This window comes from Nocardioides sp. S-1144 (genome assembly GCF_005954645.2).
GTDB lineage: Bacteria > Actinomycetota > Actinomycetes > Propionibacteriales > Nocardioidaceae > Nocardioides > Nocardioides dongxiaopingii.
The window spans coordinates 2,160,877-2,181,610 of sequence record NZ_CP040695.2; the positions used below are offsets into that span (position 1 = coordinate 2,160,877).

At 73.6% G+C, this 20,734-nt stretch carries 20 protein-coding genes; 13 read left to right on the top strand and 7 right to left on the bottom strand.

Translation table 11 applies throughout. The features are described from left to right. The first annotated feature begins 56 nt into the window (after positions 1-56). The 7 genes from FE634_RS10180 to FE634_RS10210 all read left to right on the top strand — a co-directional run bounded on the left by FE634_RS10180 (position 57) and on the right by FE634_RS10210 (position 7,449). Positions 57-1,022, top strand: coding sequence for a helix-turn-helix transcriptional regulator (locus FE634_RS10180; RefSeq protein WP_138875801.1), 966 nt, complete (start codon positions 57-59; stop codon positions 1,020-1,022). Continuing rightward, entirely contained in the window at positions 1,019-2,044 is a 1,026-nt protein-coding gene (locus FE634_RS10185; protein ID WP_148240560.1) for a helix-turn-helix transcriptional regulator, read from the top strand. The genes FE634_RS10180 and FE634_RS10185 overlap by 4 nt, the downstream gene beginning before the upstream one ends. 51 nt (positions 2,045-2,095) lie before the next feature. Continuing rightward, the gene (tatA, locus tag FE634_RS10190; RefSeq protein ID WP_138875802.1) at positions 2,096-2,374 is read left to right on the top strand and encodes a twin-arginine translocase TatA/TatE family subunit; all 279 of its coding nucleotides are present in this window, start codon (positions 2,096-2,098) and stop codon (positions 2,372-2,374) included. 25 nt (positions 2,375-2,399) lie between these two features. Next, complete coding sequence (gene tatC / locus FE634_RS10195; protein WP_137291849.1) at positions 2,400-3,248, top strand: twin-arginine translocase subunit TatC; 849 nt, start codon at positions 2,400-2,402, stop codon at positions 3,246-3,248. 4 nt (positions 3,249-3,252) lie between these two features. Further along, complete coding sequence (locus FE634_RS10200) at positions 3,253-3,651, top strand: hypothetical protein (protein ID WP_138875803.1); 399 nt, start codon at positions 3,253-3,255, stop codon at positions 3,649-3,651. Positions 3,652-3,721: 70 nt separating this feature from the next. Further along, complete coding sequence (locus FE634_RS10205; RefSeq protein ID WP_138875804.1) at positions 3,722-4,612, top strand: YegS/Rv2252/BmrU family lipid kinase; 891 nt, start codon at positions 3,722-3,724, stop codon at positions 4,610-4,612. Next, entirely contained in the window at positions 4,612-7,449 is a 2,838-nt protein-coding gene (locus tag FE634_RS10210) for a DEAD/DEAH box helicase (protein ID WP_138875805.1), read from the top strand. The genes FE634_RS10205 and FE634_RS10210 overlap by 1 nt, the downstream gene beginning before the upstream one ends. A 1-nt stretch (position 7,450) precedes the next feature. Here the strand turns inward: FE634_RS10210 and FE634_RS10215 are convergent, their stop codons facing one another. Genes FE634_RS10215 through FE634_RS10235 form a run of 5 tightly spaced genes read right to left on the bottom strand, consistent with a single transcriptional unit; the run spans position 7,451 to position 11,616 of the window. After that, positions 7,451-7,993, bottom strand: coding sequence for a hypothetical protein (locus FE634_RS10215; protein WP_137291845.1), 543 nt, complete (start codon positions 7,991-7,993; stop codon positions 7,451-7,453). Then, positions 7,990-9,081: a hypothetical protein gene (locus FE634_RS10220; protein WP_148240561.1), complete on the bottom strand. Its 1,092-nt coding sequence runs from the start codon at positions 9,079-9,081 to the stop codon at positions 7,990-7,992. The genes FE634_RS10215 and FE634_RS10220 overlap by 4 nt, the downstream gene beginning before the upstream one ends. Continuing rightward, positions 9,074-9,421 (bottom strand): hypothetical protein, encoded by a 348-nt coding sequence (locus tag FE634_RS10225; RefSeq protein WP_137291843.1) that lies wholly within the window; start codon positions 9,419-9,421, stop codon positions 9,074-9,076. The genes FE634_RS10220 and FE634_RS10225 overlap by 8 nt, the downstream gene beginning before the upstream one ends. A gap of 43 nt (positions 9,422-9,464) precedes the next feature. Continuing rightward, positions 9,465-10,667 carry an NAD(P)H-binding protein gene (locus FE634_RS10230; protein WP_138875808.1) on the bottom strand — a complete coding sequence of 401 codons (1,203 nt, stop codon included), beginning with the start codon at positions 10,665-10,667 and terminating at the stop codon, positions 9,465-9,467. A 7-nt stretch (positions 10,668-10,674) separates the two neighbouring features. Further along, positions 10,675-11,616: a 5'-3' exonuclease gene (locus FE634_RS10235; RefSeq protein WP_187366875.1), complete on the bottom strand. Its 942-nt coding sequence runs from the start codon at positions 11,614-11,616 to the stop codon at positions 10,675-10,677. Between the two features lie 102 nt (positions 11,617-11,718). On the opposite strand from FE634_RS10235, the gene FE634_RS10240 reads away from it, so the two are divergent. Further along, complete coding sequence (locus FE634_RS10240; protein WP_187366876.1) at positions 11,719-12,174, top strand: Lrp/AsnC family transcriptional regulator; 456 nt, start codon at positions 11,719-11,721, stop codon at positions 12,172-12,174. Positions 12,175-12,310: 136 nt separating this feature from the next. On the opposite strand, the gene FE634_RS10245 is transcribed toward FE634_RS10240, so the two are convergent. Then, the gene (locus FE634_RS10245) at positions 12,311-13,261 is read right to left on the bottom strand and encodes a type IV toxin-antitoxin system AbiEi family antitoxin domain-containing protein (RefSeq protein ID WP_138875809.1); all 951 of its coding nucleotides are present in this window, start codon (positions 13,259-13,261) and stop codon (positions 12,311-12,313) included. A gap of 202 nt (positions 13,262-13,463) precedes the next feature. Then, positions 13,464-14,927: a KamA family radical SAM protein gene (locus FE634_RS10250; protein WP_138875810.1), complete on the bottom strand. Its 1,464-nt coding sequence runs from the start codon at positions 14,925-14,927 to the stop codon at positions 13,464-13,466. Between the two features lie 157 nt (positions 14,928-15,084). Between FE634_RS10250 and kdd the strand changes: the two genes are divergently transcribed. The 5 genes from kdd to kal are packed head-to-tail and all read left to right on the top strand — an operon-like array spanning position 15,085 to position 20,353. Continuing rightward, entirely contained in the window at positions 15,085-16,146 is a 1,062-nt protein-coding gene (gene kdd, locus FE634_RS10255) for an L-erythro-3,5-diaminohexanoate dehydrogenase (RefSeq protein WP_138875811.1), read from the top strand. Beyond that, positions 16,139-17,560, top strand: a complete 1,422-nt coding sequence (locus tag FE634_RS10260; RefSeq protein ID WP_138875812.1) for an amidohydrolase — start codon at positions 16,139-16,141, stop codon at positions 17,558-17,560. The genes kdd and FE634_RS10260 overlap by 8 nt, the downstream gene beginning before the upstream one ends. After that, entirely contained in the window at positions 17,560-19,152 is a 1,593-nt protein-coding gene (gene kamD, locus FE634_RS10265; RefSeq protein WP_137291837.1) for a lysine 5,6-aminomutase subunit alpha, read from the top strand. Before FE634_RS10260 ends, kamD begins: the two co-directional genes overlap by 1 nt. Next, a complete protein-coding gene (gene kamE, locus FE634_RS10270; protein ID WP_262347646.1) occupies positions 19,149-19,901 on the top strand; it encodes a lysine 5,6-aminomutase subunit beta in 753 nt (250 codons plus the stop codon). The genes kamD and kamE overlap by 4 nt, the downstream gene beginning before the upstream one ends. Further along, positions 19,901-20,353, top strand: a complete 453-nt coding sequence (gene kal, locus FE634_RS10275; RefSeq protein ID WP_138875813.1) for a 3-aminobutyryl-CoA ammonia lyase — start codon at positions 19,901-19,903, stop codon at positions 20,351-20,353. Before kamE ends, kal begins: the two co-directional genes overlap by 1 nt. Positions 20,354-20,734: the final 381 nt, after the last annotated feature.

Sequence of the window (20,734 nt, forward strand, 5' to 3'; positions counted from 1 at the left end):
GCGGCCGGAGGGATCCGGCGACCGGCACCACCAGGACCAGGAGCGAGACCGCCACGATGAGCGCAGCCAAGACCGAGCGGCTGATGAACCTGCTCATCATGCTGCTGGTGCAGAAGCGGCTGGTGCCCAAGAACCGGATCCGCGACATCCTCTACCCGGGCATGTCCGACGAGGCCTTCGACAAGATGTTCGAGCGCGACAAGGAGGAGCTGCGCAGCCTCGGCGTCCCGGTCGAGGTCGGCCAGCTCGACGCCTTCTTCGACGACGAGCCCGGCTACCGGATCAGCCCCGACGAGTTCGCGCTGCCCGAGATCGACCTCACCGCCGACGAGGCGGCCGTGGTCGGCCTGGCGACCCGGGTCTGGGAGCACCAGAAGCTCGCCCGGGCCACCACCGAGGCGGTCCGCAAGCTGACCGCGGCCGGCGCGGAGATCGACCTCGACGCCCTCCAGATCGCCCAGCCGCGGCTGCCGGCCGACGAGCCCGCCTTCGACGTGTTCTTCGAGGCGATCGTGGCCCGCACCGTCGTCGAGTTCGACTACTGGCGCACCGGGGCCGCCGCGCCCGCCGTGCGGCGGGTGCAGCCGTGGGGCGTCACCCGCTACTCGGGGCGCTGGTACGTGCTCGGCCTCGACCTCGACCGCGGCGCCGAGCGGCTCTTCCGGCTCTCCCGGGTGCAGGGCGAGGCCCGCAAGGTGGGCCGGCCCGGCGCCTACACGATCCCCGAGGGCACCGACATCGCCGCGGCCACCCGCCGGCTCGCGCCGGACCTGTCCACCGAGCCGGTCGTCGTGCTGGCCCGCACGGGGGCGGCGCTGCCGCTGCGGCGCGCAGCCGGGACCGTCGAGACCGACGTCGAGGGCCCCGACACCCGCACCGGGTGGGACCGGCTGACGCTGCTGCGGGCCTCGGTCGGCGTCGCCGACGAGGTGCTCGGCTTCGGCGACGCGGTGTACGTCGAGGCACCGGCCTCCCTGCGCGACCAGGTCGTCGCGCGGCTGACCGCGGTGCTGGCCCGATGAGCGGCCGCGGCTCGACGCCGTCCGCGCTCGGCGCCAAGGAGCAGGTCGCCCGGCTGCTGACCCTGGTGCCCTACCTGCACGCCCGCGGCTCGGTGCGGCTCGCCGAGGCGGCCGCCGCGCTCGGCAGCACGCCCGAGCTGCTGCTGCGCGACCTCAAGGTCCTCTTCATGTGCGGGCTGCCCGGTGGCTACCCCGACGAGCTCATCGACGTCGACATCGACGCCCTCCAGGACGAGCGCGGCACCGCGCTCGCCGACGGCGTCATCCGGGTCAGCAACGCCGACTACCTCGCGCGCCCCCTCCGGCTGACCCCGATCGAGGCCTCCGCGGTGATCGTGGCGCTGCGCGCCCTGCGCGAGGGCTCGGCCCCCGACACCGCCGAGATCGTCGACCGGGCCCTGGCCAAGCTCGAGACGGCCGCGGCGTCCGGACCGGCCGGCCAGGTCCCCAGCGGCCTGGTGCACGCCGCCCCCGACACCACCAGCGACGGCGCCGCCGTGGCCCTCGCGGCGCGGCTCGAGGACGCCGTCGCGCGGCAGGTGCAGGTCGAGCTCGACTACTACGTGCCGGCCCGCGACGAGCTCTCCCACCGCGTGGTCGACCCCCGCGGGATGGCCCGCCACGACGGGTTCACCTACCTCGACGCCTGGTGCCACTCGGCCGAGGCGCCGCGGCTGTTCCGGCTCGACCGGGTCGCCGAGGCCCGCGTGCTCGACGAGCCCGTGGTCACCGGGCCCGCCGCGCCGCGCGACCTCTCCGACGGGATGTTCGCGCGCTCCGACGAGACCACCCTGGTCACGCTGCGCCTGGAGGCGGCGGCCCGCTGGGTCACCGAGTACTACCCGGTCGAGGCGGTCCGTCCGCTGGGCGACGGGACCGTCGAGGTCGACCTGCTCGTCGCCGACGAGCGGTGGCTGACCAGGCTGCTCCTGCGGTTGGCTCCGAATGCCTCCGTGACCGCACCCGCGTCCTACAACGCGGGACTCACCGCGGCCGCACAGGCAGCCGTCGCGCTCTACTGAGGTGGAGGCGCGTACGATGAAATCGACCGACACCCACACGTGAGGAACGCCATGACCCCGCTCATCGCAGGACTGGGCACCACCGAGCTCCTGATCATCTTCGGCGTCATCATCCTCCTCTTCGGCGCAGCCAAGCTGCCCGAGCTCGCTCGCGGGAGCGGCCGGGCCCTGCGGATCTTCAAGGCCGAGACCAAGGGCCTGATGGACGACGACGACGAGGACGACACCACGACGTCGCGCCCGAAGCCGATCGAGCGTCCCACCGACGTCGAGCCGGTCGAGAAGCCCTCGACCGAGTCGGACGGCGCGCGGCGCTCCGACCCGCTCTGACCCGGACTCCCAGGCAACCCCAGCGGTGTCCTTCTCCGGCGTCCTCGGCTTCTTCTCGGTCCGTCCGCTCAACCCCGTCGGCGACGACGGCCGCATGGCCCTCGGCGACCACCTCCGCGAGTTCCGCGGTCGGCTGGTGCGGTGCGTCTCGGTCCTGGTGGTCCTGTTCGCGGTCTCGCTGTTCTTCTACGAGCCGCTGCTCGACGTCGTCCTGGCGCCCTACAACGACGCCCGCGAGGCGCTGGGTGAGTCCACCGAGACCCAGGCCTACGTCAAGGGGGCGACCGGCCCGCTGATGCTGCAGCTGAAGCTGTGCGGGGTGGCGGCGCTGGTCGTGGCCAGCCCGTTCTGGCTCTACCAGCTCTGGGCGTTCATCATGCCGGGGCTGCACGACAGCGAGAAGAAGTGGACGCGGCTGTTCGCGGCCATCGCCGGCCCGCTGTTCTTCGTCGGGGTCGGCACCGGCTACTACGTGCTGCCGAAGGGCCTCGAGGTCCTCATCGGCTTCACCCCCGACGGCCTGGAGAACCTGGTTGAGTTCGGCGAGTACTTCAGCTTCCTGACCCGCATGCTGCTCGTCTTCGGCATCTCCTTCGAGATCCCGCTGTTCGTCATCATGCTCAACCTGGCCGGGGTCGTCACCGGCAAGCAGCTCGGCCGCTACCGCGCCTGGATCATCCTCGGGACCTTCATCTTCGCGGCCGTGGCGACGCCGTCGACGGACCCGTTCTCGATGATCATGCTCGCCCTGCCGATGCTGGTGCTCTTCCTCCTCGCCGAGGTCATCGCCCGCTGGGTCGACCGGGCCCGCGGCCGGCGCGGCTCGGCCACCGGCACCGACCGCTGGGACGACGACGCGGTCTCCGACCTGTGAGGCCATGAGCGCCGCCCCCCGCGCGATCGAGCCGGTCGACCCGTTCGACCTGCCGGAGGTGCTCGGCACCGCCGCCGTCACCTGGACCGCCGACGACGGTCTCGACGGCCACCTCGTCCGGGGCCACCTGCTCCCGGACGGCGGCGACCCGGTCGGGTGCGACCTGCTCGCCGTCGACCAGGCCTACCCGTCGGCGGTCGCCGACGACGGCACCCGGCTGCGCGTCCACCAGGCCTGGCAGCACGGCCAGGTCGGCCTCGCCACGTGCGGTGGACGGCTGACCATCCTCGTGCCGGGCCGCACGTTCACCGCCGAGACGGTGCTGGAGTCGGTGCGACGCTTCGCCAAGGCCCTCGGCGCGTCGCCGTCGAGGTACGCCGTGCTGCTGCGCCTGGGCCCCTGAGACCGGCTCGTGGCCGCCGGACGCCGGGCGGGTGCCGAGCGGCTCACACGCCAGGTCCTAGGCTCGGTGCGTGTCGTCGTCGCGCGAGATCGCGCTCCTCACGAACCCCGCCGCCGGCAAGGGCCGCGGGCTGCGGGTGCGCGACGAGGTGCTGCCCCGGTTCCGGTCCGCCGGGCTGACGGTGCGCTCCCTCGTCGGCCGTGACGCCGACGAGGCGCTCGACCTCGCGCGCGCGTCGGTGGCCGACGGCGTCGAGGCGGTCGTGGTCGTCGGCGGGGACGGCATGGTCAACCTCGGCCTCCAGGTCACCGCGTCGACACCGACCGCGCTCGGCATCATCCCGGCCGGCACCGGCAACGACGTCGCCCGCACCGTCGGGCTGACCCGCAAGGACCCGATGGCGGCCGCCGACCGCATCGTGCGGGCCCTGGCGACGGGGGAGCGGCGCCGGATGGACCTGGCCCGCACCGGCGGGCGCTACTACGCCACCGTGATGGCGGCCGGCTTCGACGCCGTGGTCAACGAGCGGGCCAACACGATGCGCTGGCCCCGCGGCCAGATGCGCTACAACCTGGCCACCCTGGCCGAGCTGCGGACCTTCACCCCGCGGCCCTACGTGCTCGACCTCGACGGCACCGAGGTCCGCCTCGAGGCGATGCTCGTCGCGATCGGCAACGGCCCGTCGTTCGGCGGCGGCCTGCGAATCGCCGAGGGAGCGCTGCTCGACGACGGCCTGCTCGACGTCGTCGTCATCAAGCCGATGTCGCGCCTCGGGCTCGTGCGCACGTACCCGAGGCTCTTCCGGGGTACCCACACCACCCACCCGCAGTACGAGCGGCACCGCGCCCGCCGCGTCACCGTCGCCGCGCCCGGCATCGTCGGGTACGCCGACGGGGAGCGGTTCGGACCGCTGCCGCTGACCATCGAGTGCGTCCCCGACGCCCTAGGAGTGCTTGCCTGATGTCCCCGTCCGACCCGAGCGACACCGGCCTGACCCCGGCCGAGCGGTACGCCTCGTACCGCAAGCAGGCGCGGCACCCCGTCGTCCGCGACTTCGCCGCCCACTACGACTTCCCGCTCGACGACTTCCAGGAGCGGGCCTGCATCGAGATCGAGGAGGGCCGGGGCGTCCTCGTCGCGGCCCCCACCGGCTCGGGCAAGACGATCGTCGGCGAGTTCGCGATCCACCTCGCGATGGCCACCGGCCGCAAGGCGTTCTACACGACGCCGATCAAGGCGCTGTCCAACCAGAAGTACCACGACCTCGTCGACCGCTACGGCCCGGAGAACGTCGGCCTGCTCACCGGCGACAACGTCGTCAACGGTGAGGCGCCCATCGTGGTGATGACCACCGAGGTGCTGCGCAACATGCTCTACGCCGGCTCGCGCACCCTCATCGGGCTCGGCTTCGTGGTGATGGACGAGGTGCACTACCTCGCCGACCGCTCCCGCGGCGCGGTCTGGGAGGAGGTGATCATCCACCTGCCCGACTCGGTCACCCTGGTCTCGCTGTCGGCGACGGTCTCGAACGCCGAGGAGTTCGGCGAGTGGCTGGCCACCGTGCGCGGCGAGACGACCACGATCGTCGAGGAGCGCCGCCCCGTGCCGCTCTACCAGCACGTCATGGTCGGACGGCGCCTGCTCGACCTCTTCGCCTCCTCCGACGTCGACGCGGCCGCCGGCTTCGTCAAGGAGGGCGCCCCGGTCAACGACGAGCTGGTGAAGATCGCCCGCGACGACTGGGCGTCGTCCCGGCTCAAGGACCGCCGCACGCCCAAGGGGCAGCGTCACCACCGCGGCGGGTCCGGGACCGGCGGCGCCAAGCAGGTCGGCAACGGGCGCCGGGTCTGGATCCCGAGCCGCTACGACGTCGTCGACCGGCTCGAGAAGGAGGGCCTGCTCCCGGCGATCTACTTCATCTTCAGCCGGGTCGGCTGCGACGCCGCGGTCAGCCAGTGCCTCAACGCCGGGCTCCGGCTGACGACGCCGCAGGAGCGCGACGAGATCGTGGCGCACGTGGACTCCGCGTGCCGCGACCTGCCGCCCGAGGACCTCCACGTGCTCGGCTACCACGACTTCCTCGACGGGCTGTCGCGCGGCGTGGCCGCCCACCACGCCGGGATGCTGCCGGCGTTCAAGCAGGTCGTGGAGGACCTCTACCTGCGCGGGCTGTGCAAGGTCGTCTTCGCCACCGAGACGCTGGCGCTGGGCATCAACATGCCGGCCCGCACCGTCGTCATCGAGAAGCTGTCGAAGTGGAACGGCGAGACGCACGCCGACATGACGCCGGGGGAGTACACCCAGCTCACCGGTCGCGCCGGGCGCCGCGGGCTCGACGTGGAGGGCCACGGCGTCGTCCTGTGGCAGCCCGGGATGAATCCGCGCGAGGTGGCCGGGCTCGCCTCGACCCGCACCTACCCGTTGCGCTCGTCGTTCCGGCCGTCGTACAACATGGCGGTCAACCTGGTGCACCAGTTCGGCCGGGAGCGCTCCCGCGAGCTGCTCGAGCAGTCCTTCGCACAGTTCCAGGCCGACAAGGCCGTCGTCGGGCTCGCCCGCCAGCTCGCGAAGGGGGAGGACGCGCTCGCCGGCTACGCCGAGGCGGCGACCTGCCACCTCGGCGACTTCATGGAGTACGCCGGGCTGCGGCACCGCATCGGCGAGCTCGAGAAGACCGCCAGCCGCAGCAACCGCAACGACCGGCGCGCCGAGACGATCGAGTCCCTCCGCCTGCTCAAGGTCGGGGACGTGATCCAGGTCCCGGTCGGCAAGTTCGCCGGCTACGCCGTGGTCGTCGACCCCGGCTGGTCGCCCGAGAACCCCCGGCCCTCCGTCGTGACCGCGGACCGCCAGGCACGCCGGCTCGCGCTGATCGACTTCCCGTCGCCGGTGGTGGCGGTCAACCGGGTCAAGGTCCCGAAGAACTTCAACGGCCGCAACCCCCAGATGCGCCGCGACCTGGCCTCGGCCCTGCGGGACCGGACGCACGGGCTGGTGCCACCGCCGCCCGGTGCGGGTGGCGCGGCGTCGTCCGGGGCGCCCCGGAGGTCCCGGCCGCCGGAGATCGAGCAGGAGATCGGCGACCTGCGGGCCCGGCTGAAGGCCCACCCGTGCCACGGCTGCGCCGAGCGCGAGGACCACGCCCGGTGGGCCGAGCGGTGGTTCAAGCTCGACCGCGACTCCGCCACCCTGCGGCGGCGCATCGAGCAGCGCACCAACACGGTCGCGCGGCAGTTCGACCGCGTCTGCGAGGTGCTGACCGCCCTGGAGTACCTCGACGGCGACGAGGTCACCGACCGCGGCCGGCACCTGATGCGGCTCTACGGCGAGATGGACCTGGTCGCGGCCGAGGCGGTCCGGCTCGGTGTCTGGGACTCGCTGACGCCCTCCGGGCTCGCCTCGGCGCTCTCGGCGCTGGTCTTCGAGACCCGGCGCGCCGACGACGGCGGGGCCCCGCGGGTGCCCGGGGGGGCGATCGGTGCCGCCCTCGACGAGACGCAGCGGCTGTGGGCCGGGCTCGACGCGCTCGAGCGCGAGCACAAGCTCGACTTCCTGCGGCCCCCGGACGTTGGTTTCGCCTGGCTCTCCTACCGCTGGGCCGAGGGCGACGACCTCGACGACCTGCTCGGTGCCTCCGACCTGTCCGCCGGCGACTTCGTCCGCTGGACCAAGCAGCTGCTCGACCTCGCCGGCCAGGTCGCCGACGCCGCCGGCAGCTCGACGCTGCGCACCAACGCCCGCGAGCTGACGCGGCTGGTCAAGAGGGGCGTGGTGGCCTACTCCGGCCTGGCCGAGTGACCTACCGCTCCCGGGCCAGGGCGAGCAGCTCCCGGGCCCGGGCGACGTCGGCGTCCGACGCGCCGGTGCGCTGCTGGGCCGCCAGCAGCGGCACCGCCTCGAGGTGGTGCCGCACCGCCTCGGTGACGGCGTGGCTCGCCGCGTCGAGGAACCAGTCCTGCGAGACGAGGTGCGGCACCTCGGGGGCGACGTCGACCTGCCAGCCGAGGAGCCCGAGCGCGCGGACGTGCACCAGGGAGTCGGGCGACCCGCCCTCGCTCACCAGCCGTGCCTCCAGTGCGCGGAGCGCGCTCGCGCGGGCCCCGATCGCGTGGTGGCCGGGGTCGATCGACACGCCGTGGCGCCGCTCCAGCGCCGCCCGGAAGGCGGCGTCGCGGCGCGCTCCGACCAGCGCACCGATCTCGGCGATCCGCTCGGCCAGGCTCGCCCGGGTGGCGATGGTGTAGCACCCGGGGGCCAGCCACAGCGTCACCGAGTCGTGGGTGAGCCGGGCGCCCATGACGCCGTTGCGGGTCTCGACCTCGAGGGCGAACGGGACGGTCACAGCCCCGGCGGCCTTCCGACGTTGACGGGGTCGGTGGCGTTGCCCTGGGTCACCTCGGCCAGGTCGGGGCGCGGCATCGTGAAGCTGCCGTGCAGCGCCGGGTCGAAGACGGTGACGGTGTCGTCGTCGGGGATCTGCGGGTGCTGGTTCGGGTTGCGGCGCTCGACCATGCCGCCGAGCTGGCTGCCGAGGTCGTGCAGGCTCGTCCGGAGCCGGCTCTCCTGCAGGAGGAGGTCGGTGTTGAACGAGGACAGCCTGCTCCGCAGGTCGGCGATGACGTCGAGCGGCTTCTCGCCCGAGATCTCGACCGAGGTGGTCTCGACGATGCCGGCCGCCGAGCCGGCGACGGCGATCGAGGAGGTCGCGATCGTGAAGGAGGCCGCCGCCACGGTGGTGCTGGCCCCGAGGGTGAAGGGGATCGCCACCACCCCGACCAGCGCGCCGAGCAGACCCAGGGCCGCCGACGCACTGATGTCGCCACCGGAGCCGAGGCAGCCGTCGACGGCCGCCCGGGCGGCGTCGACCAGCGCGCAGACGTCCTTGCGGGCCTCGTCCCACAGGGTCTCGGCCCCGAGCAGGGGACCGCGCAGCCCCTCGACGGCGGAGAACTCGTTCCAGACCACCGCCGGGATCCGCGGGGCGAACGAGGTCTTGAAGGTCTGGGCCGCGATGCCGGCCCAGGTCGGGATCAGCCCGTCGATGCTGGTGAAGCCGTCGTAGGCACTGTTGGGCCCCACGTTGCCCGAGCTGACGAAGTCGGCGTGTCCGCCGGGGCCGACCACGAGCTGGGCCAGCGCGCCGTCGAGCTGGTCGGCCAGGGACCGGAACGCCGACGGCCGGGGCATCTCTGCGAACGGCTCGAAGAGCCCCACGAGGTCGTCGAGCTCGGCGTCGATCTGGGTGGTCAGCTGGCGCTCGGCCTCGCGCCGGTCGGCGAGGAAGTCGTCGAGGTCGGAGTCGTTCGGGTACCTGGACGCGTTCGCGACGGCCCAGTCGCTCAGCTCGAGCACCAGCTGGACCTCGGCTGCGCGGTCGCGCAACGCCTCGACCGCCGAGACCAGGCCCGAGTAGGCCGTCTCGTCAGCCATGGTCGGGGTCCGCGGCGTCGAGGAGGTCGAAGTAGCCGCGGACCTCGTCGTCGGCGACCGCGTAGTTGTTGTCGGCGCACCAGATCAGGGCGTTGCCGCAGTCGGCGAGGAGCGCGGCGTTCGCCGTCAGCATCGACACGACGGCGGCGGCCGCCTCGTTCCAGGCGCCGCTGAAGGCGTCGGCCCCCAGCCCCACGGTGCCTGGTCTGTCGTTCGCCCCGGTCGGGTCCATCCCGCTGACGACCGCGGACGCCGCGCTGTGGGCGGCCCCCATGTCCTGGATCTCCTGGCCCGCCACCTTGAGGTCCCAGAGGGTGGTGGCCAGCGTCGTGTCCGTCATGGCGGCTCCCTGCCCGCGTCGGGCCTCCTCGAAACGGCCCGGCTCAGCGCGGCGGGGCGACGCCGGTGATCGCCCAGGCCGCGCCGACGGAGTCCTCGTCGCGGATCGAGGCGGCGACGACCTCGGCGAGGTCGGCGCGCGACACCGGACCGGGGGTGACGTCGAGGCCCAGGTCGACCTCGCCGGAGGCCGGCAGGTCGGTGAGGGCCGAGGGCCGGAACGCCGTCCAGGCGAGCCCGCTGCGCGCGGCCACGGCGACCTGCTCATCGCCGTCCCACCCGCCGGGCACCACCACGAGGCGCTGGACGCCGGCGCGGAGCGCGCCCTCGACGACGTGGGCGGGCGAGGGGGTCGCGACGTGCACGACGGCGGCGCAGCCGCGCAGGGTGCAGGCGACCGCGCCGGCGCCCTGGGCCTCCAGGTCGAGCATCCGGACCTCGGCACCGAGCCGCTCGAGCGGCGCGCGGTGCGCCTCGTTGCGCACGACCGCGATCGGCGGGGCCGGCTCGCGGCGGGCCAGTGCCTCGACGACGCGCCGTCCGAGCCGGCCGTGGGCCCCGACGACGGCGACCCGGGGGCTGTCGGGCCAGCGGTCCGCGGACGCCCGCGTGCTCCACGGCGCCGTCGCGCCGGTCAGCACGGCCAGGTCGGGGCGGTGACGCCGGAGCCAGGCCAGCACCTGCTGGTGCTCGACGGCGCCCTTCTCGCCGAGGAGCGTGGCGCGGACCTGCCGCGGCGTCAGCCCGAGCCACTCGGCCAGGACCGTCGACGTCGGCGACTCGAACCGGGGCTGGTCGAGCAGGTCGTCGTCGAACAGGGCGAAGCGCAGGCAGTCCAGCGCCTTGTCGGCGCCGAGCCGCTTGCTCGCGGCGAGGTCGAACGAGGTGTGGGTGACCGAGGCGATCCAGGGCCACGGCAGCGTCGTCCAGGCGACGTCGTCGGGCAGGTCGGGGATGCCGGCGCCCTCGTGCAGGTGGACGCCGTCGGCGTCGAGCCGGAGCGCGACGACGGGGTGCGCGGCCGCGCGCAGCGCCCGGACCCCGCGCAGCCCGGCCGTCGTCCCGAGCGCGCCGACGACGCCGACCACCAGGGCGCTCATCACCTGCGGGCCGTCGAGGTCCCGGGTCAGGAGAGCACCGAGGCAGCCGACGGCGAGGAACACCATGAACGTGGTGAACGCCAGGGCCATGCCGGTGAGCCAGCGCAGGCCGGCGCCGGGGGCCGGGGCGACCTCGAGCGGTTCCACCGGCGGCTCAGCCGCCGAGCACGCCGAGCAGGCGCGTCGTCGGCGACTCCAGGCCCCACTGCTCGGCGAGGGCGAGCAGCCGGTCGGGGTCGGCCGGGGTCGAGGGCAGCGCGAGCCCGCTGCGGTCGAGGTCGATGTCGCGGGCGACGGCCACGACGGTCGGGGCGACCTCGAGGTAGTCGGCGGCGGCCTTGATCTTGGCCCGCGGCCCGGGGCCCATCCCGGAGTCGGGGTCGAGGGCCGCGGCGATGATGCCGGCCATGTCGCCGTGGCGCTGGAGCAGGGTGGCGGCGGTCTTCTCGCCGACGCCGGGCACGCCGGGGAGGCCGTCGGAGGCGTCGCCGCGCAGGGTGGCGAAGTCGGCGTACTGGTGGGCGTCGATCGCGTACTTCTCGCGGACCCACCCGTTGTCGACCTTCTCGTGCCGCCCGACGCCCTTGCCGATGTAGAGGACCCGGACCTCGGCGGCGTCGTCGACCAGCTGGAAGAGGTCGCGGTCGCCGGTGACGATGTCGACCGGCTGCCCGGCGCCGGTGACGAGGGTGCCGATGACGTCGTCGGCCTCGTAGCCGGGCGCGCCGATGACGGCGATCCCGAACGCCTCGAGCACCTCGCGCAGGATCGGGACCTGCCGCTCGAGCGGGTCGGGGACCTCCTCGACGTCGGGCGCGGAGGCGACCTCCTCGACCACGCGGTGCGCCTTGTAGGAGGGGATCAGGTCGACGCGCCACTGCGGGCGCCAGTCGTCGTCCCAGCAGCAGACCAGGTCGGTCGGGCGGTACTGGTCGACGAGCCGGCTGACGTAGTCGAGCATCCCGCGGACCGCGTTGACGTTGGTGCCGTCGGGGGCGGCGTACTCCGGCATCCCGAAGAACGCGCGGAAGTACATCGACGCGGAGTCGAGCAGCAGGAGACGGCCGGGCTCGGTCGGGCTGGTCACCCGGCGCATCCTGCCACGGCCCGGGGACGGGCCGGACCGGCCGGATCGCCGACCTGGTCACCCGTCGGCGGATCGCCACGCCCGGCCTCGGTTGCCACTAGCCTGACGCCCGTGACCACCGAGCTCGAGTCCACCGACCGCCGGATCCTCGAGCTGCTCGCCGCCGACGGCCGGATGTCGTTCACCGACCTCGGCAAGGCGACCGGGCTCTCGACCTCCGCGGTGCACCAGCGCGTCAAGCGGCTCGAGCAGCGCGGCCTGATCCTCGGCTACGGCGCGACCGTCAACCACGACGGGATCGGGCTCCCGCTCACCGCGTTCATCTCGATCCGCCCGATCGACCCCTCGCAGCCCGACGACTGCCCGGAGCGGCTGCGCGGCATCACCGAGATCGAGTCGTGCTGGTCGGTGGCCGGCGAGGAGTCCTACATCCTCAAGATCCGCGTCCCCACCCCGGCCGCCCTGGAGAACCTCCTCGCCCGCGTCCGTGCCGCCGCCAACGTCTCCACCCGCACCACCATCGTCCTCTCGACCCCGTACGAGAACCGACCCGTCGTCGGCTCCTGACGCGGGGCGCCGGGGCGCGGTTTCCCCGGTCGACCGGGGAAGTCTGAACTGGGGGGCCGGGATCCCGGCCGACAAGTTCAGGTTTGGCCCGCCCAGTCAGGCGCCAGCGCCATCGGCGCACGCAGGCCAGGCGGGGTCAGGCGACGGCAGCGGGACGGAACTGCGAGCGGATCCGGTCGGCGGTCTCGGCCGGGCGGTCGAGGTCGGCCCAGACCACCCGCACGCACCGCCACCCGGTGAGCCGACAGATGAGTTCCTCGCGCCGCTGCTCGCGGACGACGACGTCCTTGGCCGTCTCGTCGGCCTCGAGCAGCTTGCCGTACTTGATCCGGCCGTCGAACTCCACGAACACCCCGAGCTCGGGCCACGCGAGGTCGACACGGTGGACGACGGTGCCCCGGGCGTCCCTGATCGGGTAGTTCGGGATCGGCGTCGGCAGCCGCTGGGCCCAGCAGAGGTACCGGAGGCGTGTCTCGCCCACCGACTCCGACCGGCCGTCGACGCGGCGCAGCACGAGGTCGGTGTGGAGCGTGTCGGGCCAGTGGTTCATCAGCGCGAAGCGTGACGCCAGGCGCTCGGCGTCCGTCAGACCCCGATGGACCAAGTCGTCGATCACCACCATCGCCTCCTCGAGGCCGACCAGCGTGGTGATCTCCAGCGCGGCCCGCGTCGGGCTCGCGACGAAGAGGCCCCGGTGGAGGACGGCGTCGCCGTCGACGAGCCGTCCGCGGTGCTGCACGACACCGGCCTGACGGCGTCCGGAGCGGCCGTCGCGGCGCGTCAGGTGCGCCTCGCTGAGGTCGAAGCCCCACAGCGGCGCCGCCCACTCGTTGACGGCGCTGGTGTGGCTGAGCATCACCTTCGTCTGCGCCTGGCGGTACGCCGCCCGCGCCAGCAACGCGTGGCGCTCGGCGTCGCCGAGCTGGCGCCACCGCTCACCCGAGGTGTACGCACCGTGGCGCACCCGCTGCCACACCCTCGCCTTGACCAGGCTGCTGATGGCGTGGTCGTGGTAGCCGAGCGCCTCGGCCTCGCGCCGCAGGAATACGCCGTGCTGGTCGCAGATCTGCAGGAGGACGGGATCCATGGGGCCAGGGTGTCCCAGCCCGCGCCCGCGCGCACGGCCGATCGAGAGGGCTGTGGACGACGCTCGCCGCGGGCGCTCCGGTGCCGCGCGGACGAGGCGGGCGGCGTCCGGGACTGGACGGGCAAAACCTGAACTTGGGGGCCGGGACAGCGGCCCCCAAGTTCAGACTTCCCCGGTCGACGGGGAAATCCCGCCGCCGGCCTCAGTAGGCCTGGAGGGCAGCGGTACGCCGCGAGGCCTCGGCGATCTCGGCGGCCTTCAGGGCGGAGGTGTCGAGGTCGCCGTGGGTGGCCCACCAGGCCTGGCCCTCGGCGGGGAGGGTGTGGATCGGGTCGTAGTACTCGTAGGTGCGGTCGAGGGCGTCGGACTGCTCCATCTCGATGGAGGTGCGGTAGTTCTTCGTCCAGTGGGAGATGCCGCGGACCTCGTCGTAGGAGGCGAGCTGGTGCACCCAGCGCTTGCCGACGAACGGGACGTCGCACACGATGCGCGGCGTCGCGAAGCCCGGCAGGTAGCCCATGATGTGGTGCTGCAGCCGCTGGGCGTCCCCGACCGAGACCCGCCAGTGCTCCGAGTACGGGATCATGTCGCACATGTAGAAGTAGTAGGGCATGATCTGCGCGCCGTCGAGCAGCCGGAAGCACAGGTCGAGCAGGGCGTGCGGGTCGGCGTTGACGCCGTTGAGCAGCACGCCCTGGTTGCGCACGTCGCGGACGCCGGCGTCGAGCATCGCGCGCGAGGCCTCGGCGACGAGGGGCGTGATCGAGTTGGCGTGGTTGGCGTGGGTGTGGATCGCGATCGAGACGCCGCGCGAGCGGGCGATGGCCGCGACGCGGGCGACGCCCTCGCGCACCTCGGGCTGCAGCCAGTGCTGCGGCAGGCCGATGAGGGCCTTGGTGGCGAGGCGGATGTCGCGGATGTTGTCGACCTCGAGCACGCGGGTGAGGAAGTCCTCGAGGCGGGGCCACGGCATGTTGGCGACGTCGCCGCCGGAGACGACGACGTCGCGCACCGACGGGGTGCGGCGCAGGTAGTCGATCATCGAGTCGATCCGGGCGGTCGGCTTGGCGACGAACTTCAGCTTGTCGACCATCGGCGTCGAGTTGCCGACGAGGTCCATCCGGGTGCAGTGGCCGCAGTACTGCGGGCAGGTGGGCAGCAGCTCGGCGAGCACCTTGGTGGGGTAGCGGTGGGTGAGGCCCTCGGCAACCCACATGTCGTGCTCGTGCAGGGAGTCGCGGGTCGCGTGCGGGTGCGAGGACCAGTCGGTGCGACGGTCGCTGAACACCGGGATCATGTAGTGGCGCACCGGGTCGGCGTAGAAGGCGTCGGTGAGCGAACCGGGACCGCCGACCGGGGCGTGCGGCGCCATCGTGTTCATCATCTGCGGCGGCACCAGCATCGACATCGTCGCCCGCTCGGCCTGGTCGCGCTCGAGGTCGGCGTAGAACCGCTCGTCGACGAGGTCGCCGAGCAGCTCGCGCAGCTGCTTGACGTTCTTGACGCAGTGCGCGCGTTGCCACTGCACCGAGGCCCACTCCTCGGCGGTGACGTCCCTCCAGCCCGGGAAGCGGGTCCAGTCGGGCTCGACGAGCTCGACGGCGCGGTACGGGTAGGGCTGGCCGTCCTCGAGGCCGGACAGGCTGAGCGAGGTCTCGACGGTCATGGCATCTCCTGCGGATCGGCTGCGGTACGCGTGCGGGCGCGTCGGTTGTGGCGCGCACCACGCTCGGCTCTAGACTACGTGGAGATCATCCTGCCTGCACATCAACATGCCGGACGATTTCCCGTAGCACGCCGAACGTGACGAAGGACCCGCTGCTGTGACCCTCCCCGAGAGCGACCCGACCGGACTGCACCGCGTGCTGGACCGGCCCGCCGTCCTGCCCCAGGCCGCGCGCCGCCTCGACACCCGTCCCGAGCTCTGGGACGACGAGGTGCGGATCCGCGTGGAGCGGCTCAACCTCGACGCGGCGTCCTACCGCCAGCTCGAGCGCACCCACACCACCGACGGCCGGGTCGACGGCGACGCCGTGCGCGCCGAGGTGCTCGCGATCGTGGCCGAGCGCGGCAAGATGCAGAACCCCGAGACGGGCTCCGGCGGCATGCTGGTCGGCACCGTCGAGGAGGTCGGCGCCGGCTCGCCGCTCGGGCTCGCCGTCGGCGACCGGGTGGCCACCCTGGTCTCGCTCACCCTGACCCCGCTCGTCGTCGAGGACGGCCTGGCCGGCTGGGACGGCCTGGGGGAGCAGGTGCCGTGCGACGGGTACGCCGTCCTCTTCGGCCGCTCCATCGCCGCGGTCCTGCCCGACGACCTCGACCCCGCGCTGAGCCTGGCGGTCATGGACGTCTGCGGCGCGCCGGCGCTGACCGCCCGCGTCGTCGGTGAGTACGTCGGCGACGGCCGCCCGCCGACGGTGGCGGTCGTCGGCGGTGGCGGCAAGTCCGGGTCCCTCAGCCTCGCGGCCGCGCGCGCGGCCGGCGCCGCCCGCACCATCGGCGTCGTGCCGCACCAGGCCGAGGCCGACCTGCTGGTCCCGACCGGCCTGGCCGACGAGGTCGTCGTCGCCGACGCCCGCGACCCGATCGCGCTGCGCGACGCCGTCGCAAGGGCCGGCGGTCCCGCCGACGTCACCGTGGTGTGCGTCGACGTGCCGGGCTGCGAGGGTGGCGCCGTGCTGGCCACCGCCGACCGCGGCACGGTCATCTTCTTCTCCATGGCCACCTCCTTCCCCGCCGCCGCGCTCGGCGCAGAGGGCCTGGCCGCCGACGTCCGGATGCTCGTCGGCAACGGCTACGTGCCGGGTCACGCGGCGTACGCGCTCGAGCTGCTCCGTGGTCACGACGGCGTGCGCCGCCTCTTCGAGGGTCGCCTCCATGGCTGAGCGGCTGGTCCTGCGCGGGTCCGCCGACGGCACCGACCTGGCCGTCGAGGACGGCGTCGTCGCCGCCGTCGGCCCCGACCTCGACGGGTCCACGGTCGTCGAGCTCGACGGCGCGACGGTCCTCCCGGCGTTCGTCGACCACCACGTGCACACCGTGCGCACCGGCTTCGCCCTCACCGGACTCGACCTGACCGGCAGCCCCACCCTCACCTCGGCGCTCGACGCGCTCGCCGCCCACGCCGCGGCCAGCCCCGGGGCGGGCGTGCTCCTCGGGCAGGGCTGGGACGAGACCGGCTGGGCCGAGGGCCGCCCGCCCACCGGCGACGAGCTCGAGCGGGCCGCCCCCGGACGCCGGAGCTACCTGACCCGCGTCGACGGGCACTCCTCGGTCGTCTCGCCGGCCCTGGCCGCGCTCGTCCCCGGCGTGGCCGACCTCGACGGGTGGACGCCGGACGGACGCGTCGAGCGCGACGCCCACCACGCCGTCCGCGCGGTGCTCGAGACCCTGATCACCGACGCCGACCGGCTCGACGCGGCGCGCGCCGCGTGCCGCGCGATGGCCGCCCAGGGCATCGCCACCTTCCACGAGAACGCCGCGCCCCACATCGGACCCGAGACCGAGATCCCCCTGGTGCGCCGGGCCGCCGAGGAGGTCGGCCTGCGCGCGGTCGTCTACTGGGGCGAGCTCATGGCCGTCGACACCGCGCGCCGCCTCGGCGTCGCGGGGCTGGCCGGTGACCTGATCGCCGACGGTGCGTTCGGCTCGCGCACCGCCGCGCTGCGCTCGCCCTACGACGACGCGCCGCACACCTGCGGCCACGGCTACCTCACCGCCGAGCAGGTCCGCGACCACGTCCTGGCTTGCGACGAGGCCGGCCTCCAGGCCGGCTTCCACGTCATCGGCGACGCCGCCCTCGACGAGGTCGCCGACGGCTTCGAGCTCGCGGACGCGGTGCACCCCGTGCGTCCCGGCCACCGCCTCGAGCACGTCGAGCTGCCCTCCGACCACGTGGTCGAGGTGATGGCCCGCCTGCGCATCACCGCCAGCGTCCAGCCGGTCTTCGACGCCCTGTGGGGCGGGCCCGACGCCATGTACGCCGCCCGCCTGGGCGCCCGCTGGGCCGAGAGCAACCCCTTCGCGCGACTGCACCGTGCCGGCGTGCGGCTGGCATTCGGGTCGGACTCCCCGGTGACCGCCCTCGGACCCTGGGCGGCGATCCGGGCGGCGGTGGAGCACCACCACCCCGACCACCGCGTGCCCCACGACGTCGCCCTGGCCGCCCACACCGGCGGCGCCACCCTCGCGGTCGGCCAGCCCGCCGACCTCGCGGTGTGGCGCGACCTCGACGCCGAGCAGCCCACCCTCGTCCGCCTGCTCGTCGGCGGACGCACCCTCCACGAAGGCGACGCCTGATGCCCACCCCCGCCCGGACCACCAAGCTCGACCTCGACCCGGCCACCGTCAAGCACGCCCGCAGCCTGGCCCGCAAGGCGGGCCGGCCGATCGTGACGATGGCCAAGAAGCACACCACCGTCGCCGTCGAGCGGGCCACCCTGCGCCTCGCGGGGCTGTCCGGCGCCGACGAGGAGGGCTCGCCCTGGGTCAACCGGCTGATGGACGCCGTCCGCGCCGACGTCGGCCTCGAGCACGGCGTGTCCCTCCCGGTCTGGGACGCGCTCGTGCGCGGCGAGGCCGACGACCTCGCGGTGCTCGCGCAGAAGGCCGCCGCCGGCTCGGTCCGGTTCCGGCTGCCCGAGGGCAGGGACGCCGTGCGGGCGCGCACCGCGAGCCGGCGCCAGGTCGCGCGCGGCATCAAGACCGTCGACAAGCGGCGCGTCGAGCGCGAGCGGCTCATCAAGCGGCACGGCGACGCCCCGCGGCAGCCGTGGATCTACCTGATCGTGGCCACCGGCGACATCTACGAGGACATCCCGCAGGCCCAGCAGGCCGCGCGCGAGGGCGCCGACGTGATCGCCGTCATCCGCTCGACGGGCCAGAGCCTGCTCGACTTCGTGCCGGAGGGTGCCACCCGCGAGGGGTACGCCGGCACCTACGCCACGCAGGAGAACTTCCGCCTGATGCGCGCGGCCCTCGACCAGTCGTCGAAGGAGCTCGGGCGCTACGTCCGGCTGACCAACTACGCCAGCGGCCTCTGCATGCCGGAGATCGCGGCGCTCGCGGGCCTCGAGCGGCTCGACATGATGCTCAACGACTCGATGTACGGGATCCTCTTCCGCGACATCAACCCGGTGCGCACCTTCGTCGACCAGCGCTTCAGCCGCCAGGTCCACGCCCGCGCCGGCATCATCATCAACACCGGCGAGGACAACTACCTCACCACCGCCGACGCCGTCGAGGCCGCGCACACCGTCACCACCAGCCAGCTGCTCAACGAGTACTTCGCCAAGGAGGCCGGCCTCGAGGACTGGCAGCTCGGCCTCGGGCACGCCTTCGAGATCGACCCCGCCGTGCCCGACTCCTTCCGGATGGAGCTGGCCCACGCGCTGCTGGCCCGGGAGATCTTCCCCAGGGCGCCGCTGAAGTGGATGCCGCCGACCCGGCACATGACCGGCGACGTCTTCAGGGGCAACCTGCTCGACGGCTTCTTCAACCTCGCCGGGGCGCTCACCGGCCAGGGCATCCTGCTCGTGGGGATGATGACCGAGGCCGTGGTGACGCCGTGGATCTCCGACCGCGACATCGCCCTGCAGAACGTGCGCTACGTGATGGAGGCCGCCGGCCGCCTCCACGAGGACTTCCACCCGGCCCCGGGGGGCTTCATCGTCGAGCGCGCCAACCAGGTGCTCGCCGAGTCCATCGAGCTCCTCGACCGGATCGTCGACACCGAGCACGGCCGGGGCCTGCTCGACGCCATCGCCGACGGCACCTTCGGCCTGATGAAGCGCCCGGCCGACGCGGGTCGCGGGCTCGACGGCGTCGCGGCGAAGTCGAGTGCCTACTACAACCCCGCCACCGAGATCCTCGACGCCAAGGAGGCGCTGTGACCACCGAGTCCACCAGCCCGATCCGGCCCTACGGCGACACCACCGGGGACGGGATGGTCCAGCTGAGCTTCACGCTGCCGATGCCGCACTCCAAGGTGGCCGACGGCTCCGCCGTCCAGCTGGCCAACAAGATGGGCATGGATCCCGCCCTGGTGGTCCACAGCAAGCCGATGGGCCCCGACTTCACCTTCTTCGTCGTCTACGGGCGCGTCAACCACCTCGTCGACCCCAGCCAGGTGACCGTCGTGGAGCGCGACTACCCGCTGCTGACGCCGAAGGAGGTCAACGCCGCCGTGAAGCGCTCCCTGCGGCGCCGGCTCACCGTCGTGGGGGCCTGCATCGGCACCGACGCCCACACCGTCGGCATCGACGCGATCCTCAACATCAAGGGCTTCGCGGGGGAGAAGGGCCTGGAGTACTACCGCGAGCTCAAGGTCGTGAACCTCGGCGCCCAGGTCTCGGTGCCCGAGCTCGTCGAGCGGGCCCGCTCGGAGAAGGCGGACGCCGTCCTGGTCTCGCAGGTCGTCACCCAGCGCGACGCCCACCTGCTCAACACCCGCGAGATGTCGGCAGCGTTCCGCGAGTCCTACCCCTCGGACAAGCGCCCGCTGCTCATCGTCGGCGGTCCGCGCTTCGACGAGAAGATGGCCGGCGAGCTCGGGGTCGACCGCGTCTTCGGTCGCGGCACCACCCCCGGCGAGGTCGCCTCCTTCATCGCCCACAGGCTCGCCGCCGGGAGGGCCGCCTGATGACCGACCCCACCGTTGCCACCACCTCCGACCCCGCCGCTGGACCCGCCGCTGGACCGGCCGTGGGCACCCGCGTCGTGCACCGGCGCTACGTGCCCTACTCCCACGCCCACTACGCCGGCAACCTCGTCGACGGCGCCTACAGCCTCGGCCTCTTCGGCGACGTCGCCACCGAGATGTGCATCGTCACCGACGGCGACGAGGGGCTCTTCGCCTCCTACTCCGACGTCCAGTTCGTGGCGCCGGTCCGCGCCGGTGACGTGCTGGAGGTGACCGCCGAGCTGGTCCGCGCCGGCACCCGCTCGCGGGTCATGGACTTCACCGTCCACGTCGTCGCCCGGGGCGCCGCCACCGACGACGCCCCCGGCGCCGCGGCGCTGCTCGACCCGCCGGTGCTGGCGACCTCGGCGACCGGCACCGTCGTCGTCCCGCCCCGGTCCGCGCGCGTCTAGCGCAGCGCCGCGGCGCGTCGTCGGTGACACGCCGCGTGGACGGACAAATTCGTGGGTCAGTTTCCGGACGGGGGCACCGCGCTGACCTGCAGGTTTCCGCGTCGTCGCAGGTCAGCGCCGTGTTGACAGGCCGGACCCGGCCGACGCAGTCTGTCCCGTCCGCTCATGCAGGTCGTGTGAGGCGGACCGGGGTCCGAGTGGCCTGGGACGTCCGGTGTCACCGCCAGCAGCGCGACGTCCCTGGCCCGCGGAGGTCGGTCCGCTCCACGAGAGCGACCCGGGAGGACCCTGCGTCCCTAGACAACGACCCCGCCACGGCAGCCTGTCGTGCGTGCGGGCGGCCCGAAGGGCGCAGGGTCCTCCCGGAGCCCTGCATGGTCT

What these genes read in the sequence shown, in the direction of transcription:
- FE634_RS10180 (WP_138875801.1), top strand. Translation starts at nt 57, where the DNA reads ATGAGCGCAGCCAAGACCGAGCGGCTGATGAACCTGCTCATCATGCTG.
- FE634_RS10185 (WP_148240560.1), top strand. Translation starts at nt 1,019, where the DNA reads ATGAGCGGCCGCGGCTCGACGCCGTCCGCGCTCGGCGCCAAGGAGCAG.
- tatA (WP_138875802.1), top strand. Translation starts at nt 2,096, where the DNA reads ATGACCCCGCTCATCGCAGGACTGGGCACCACCGAGCTCCTGATCATC.
- FE634_RS10200 (WP_138875803.1), top strand. Translation starts at nt 3,253, where the DNA reads ATGAGCGCCGCCCCCCGCGCGATCGAGCCGGTCGACCCGTTCGACCTG.
- FE634_RS10210 (WP_138875805.1), top strand. Translation starts at nt 4,612, where the DNA reads ATGTCCCCGTCCGACCCGAGCGACACCGGCCTGACCCCGGCCGAGCGG.
- FE634_RS10220 (WP_148240561.1), bottom strand. Translation starts at nt 9,081, where the DNA reads ATGGCTGACGAGACGGCCTACTCGGGCCTGGTCTCGGCGGTCGAGGCG.
- FE634_RS10225 (WP_137291843.1), bottom strand. Translation starts at nt 9,421, where the DNA reads ATGACGGACACGACGCTGGCCACCACCCTCTGGGACCTCAAGGTGGCG.
- FE634_RS10235 (WP_187366875.1), bottom strand. Translation starts at nt 11,616, where the DNA reads ATGCGCCGGGTGACCAGCCCGACCGAGCCCGGCCGTCTCCTGCTGCTC.
- FE634_RS10245 (WP_138875809.1), bottom strand. Translation starts at nt 13,261, where the DNA reads ATGGATCCCGTCCTCCTGCAGATCTGCGACCAGCACGGCGTATTCCTG.
- FE634_RS10250 (WP_138875810.1), bottom strand. Translation starts at nt 14,927, where the DNA reads ATGACCGTCGAGACCTCGCTCAGCCTGTCCGGCCTCGAGGACGGCCAG.
- FE634_RS10260 (WP_138875812.1), top strand. Translation starts at nt 16,139, where the DNA reads ATGGCTGAGCGGCTGGTCCTGCGCGGGTCCGCCGACGGCACCGACCTG.
- kamD (WP_137291837.1), top strand. Translation starts at nt 17,560, where the DNA reads ATGCCCACCCCCGCCCGGACCACCAAGCTCGACCTCGACCCGGCCACC.
- kal (WP_138875813.1), top strand. Translation starts at nt 19,901, where the DNA reads ATGACCGACCCCACCGTTGCCACCACCTCCGACCCCGCCGCTGGACCC.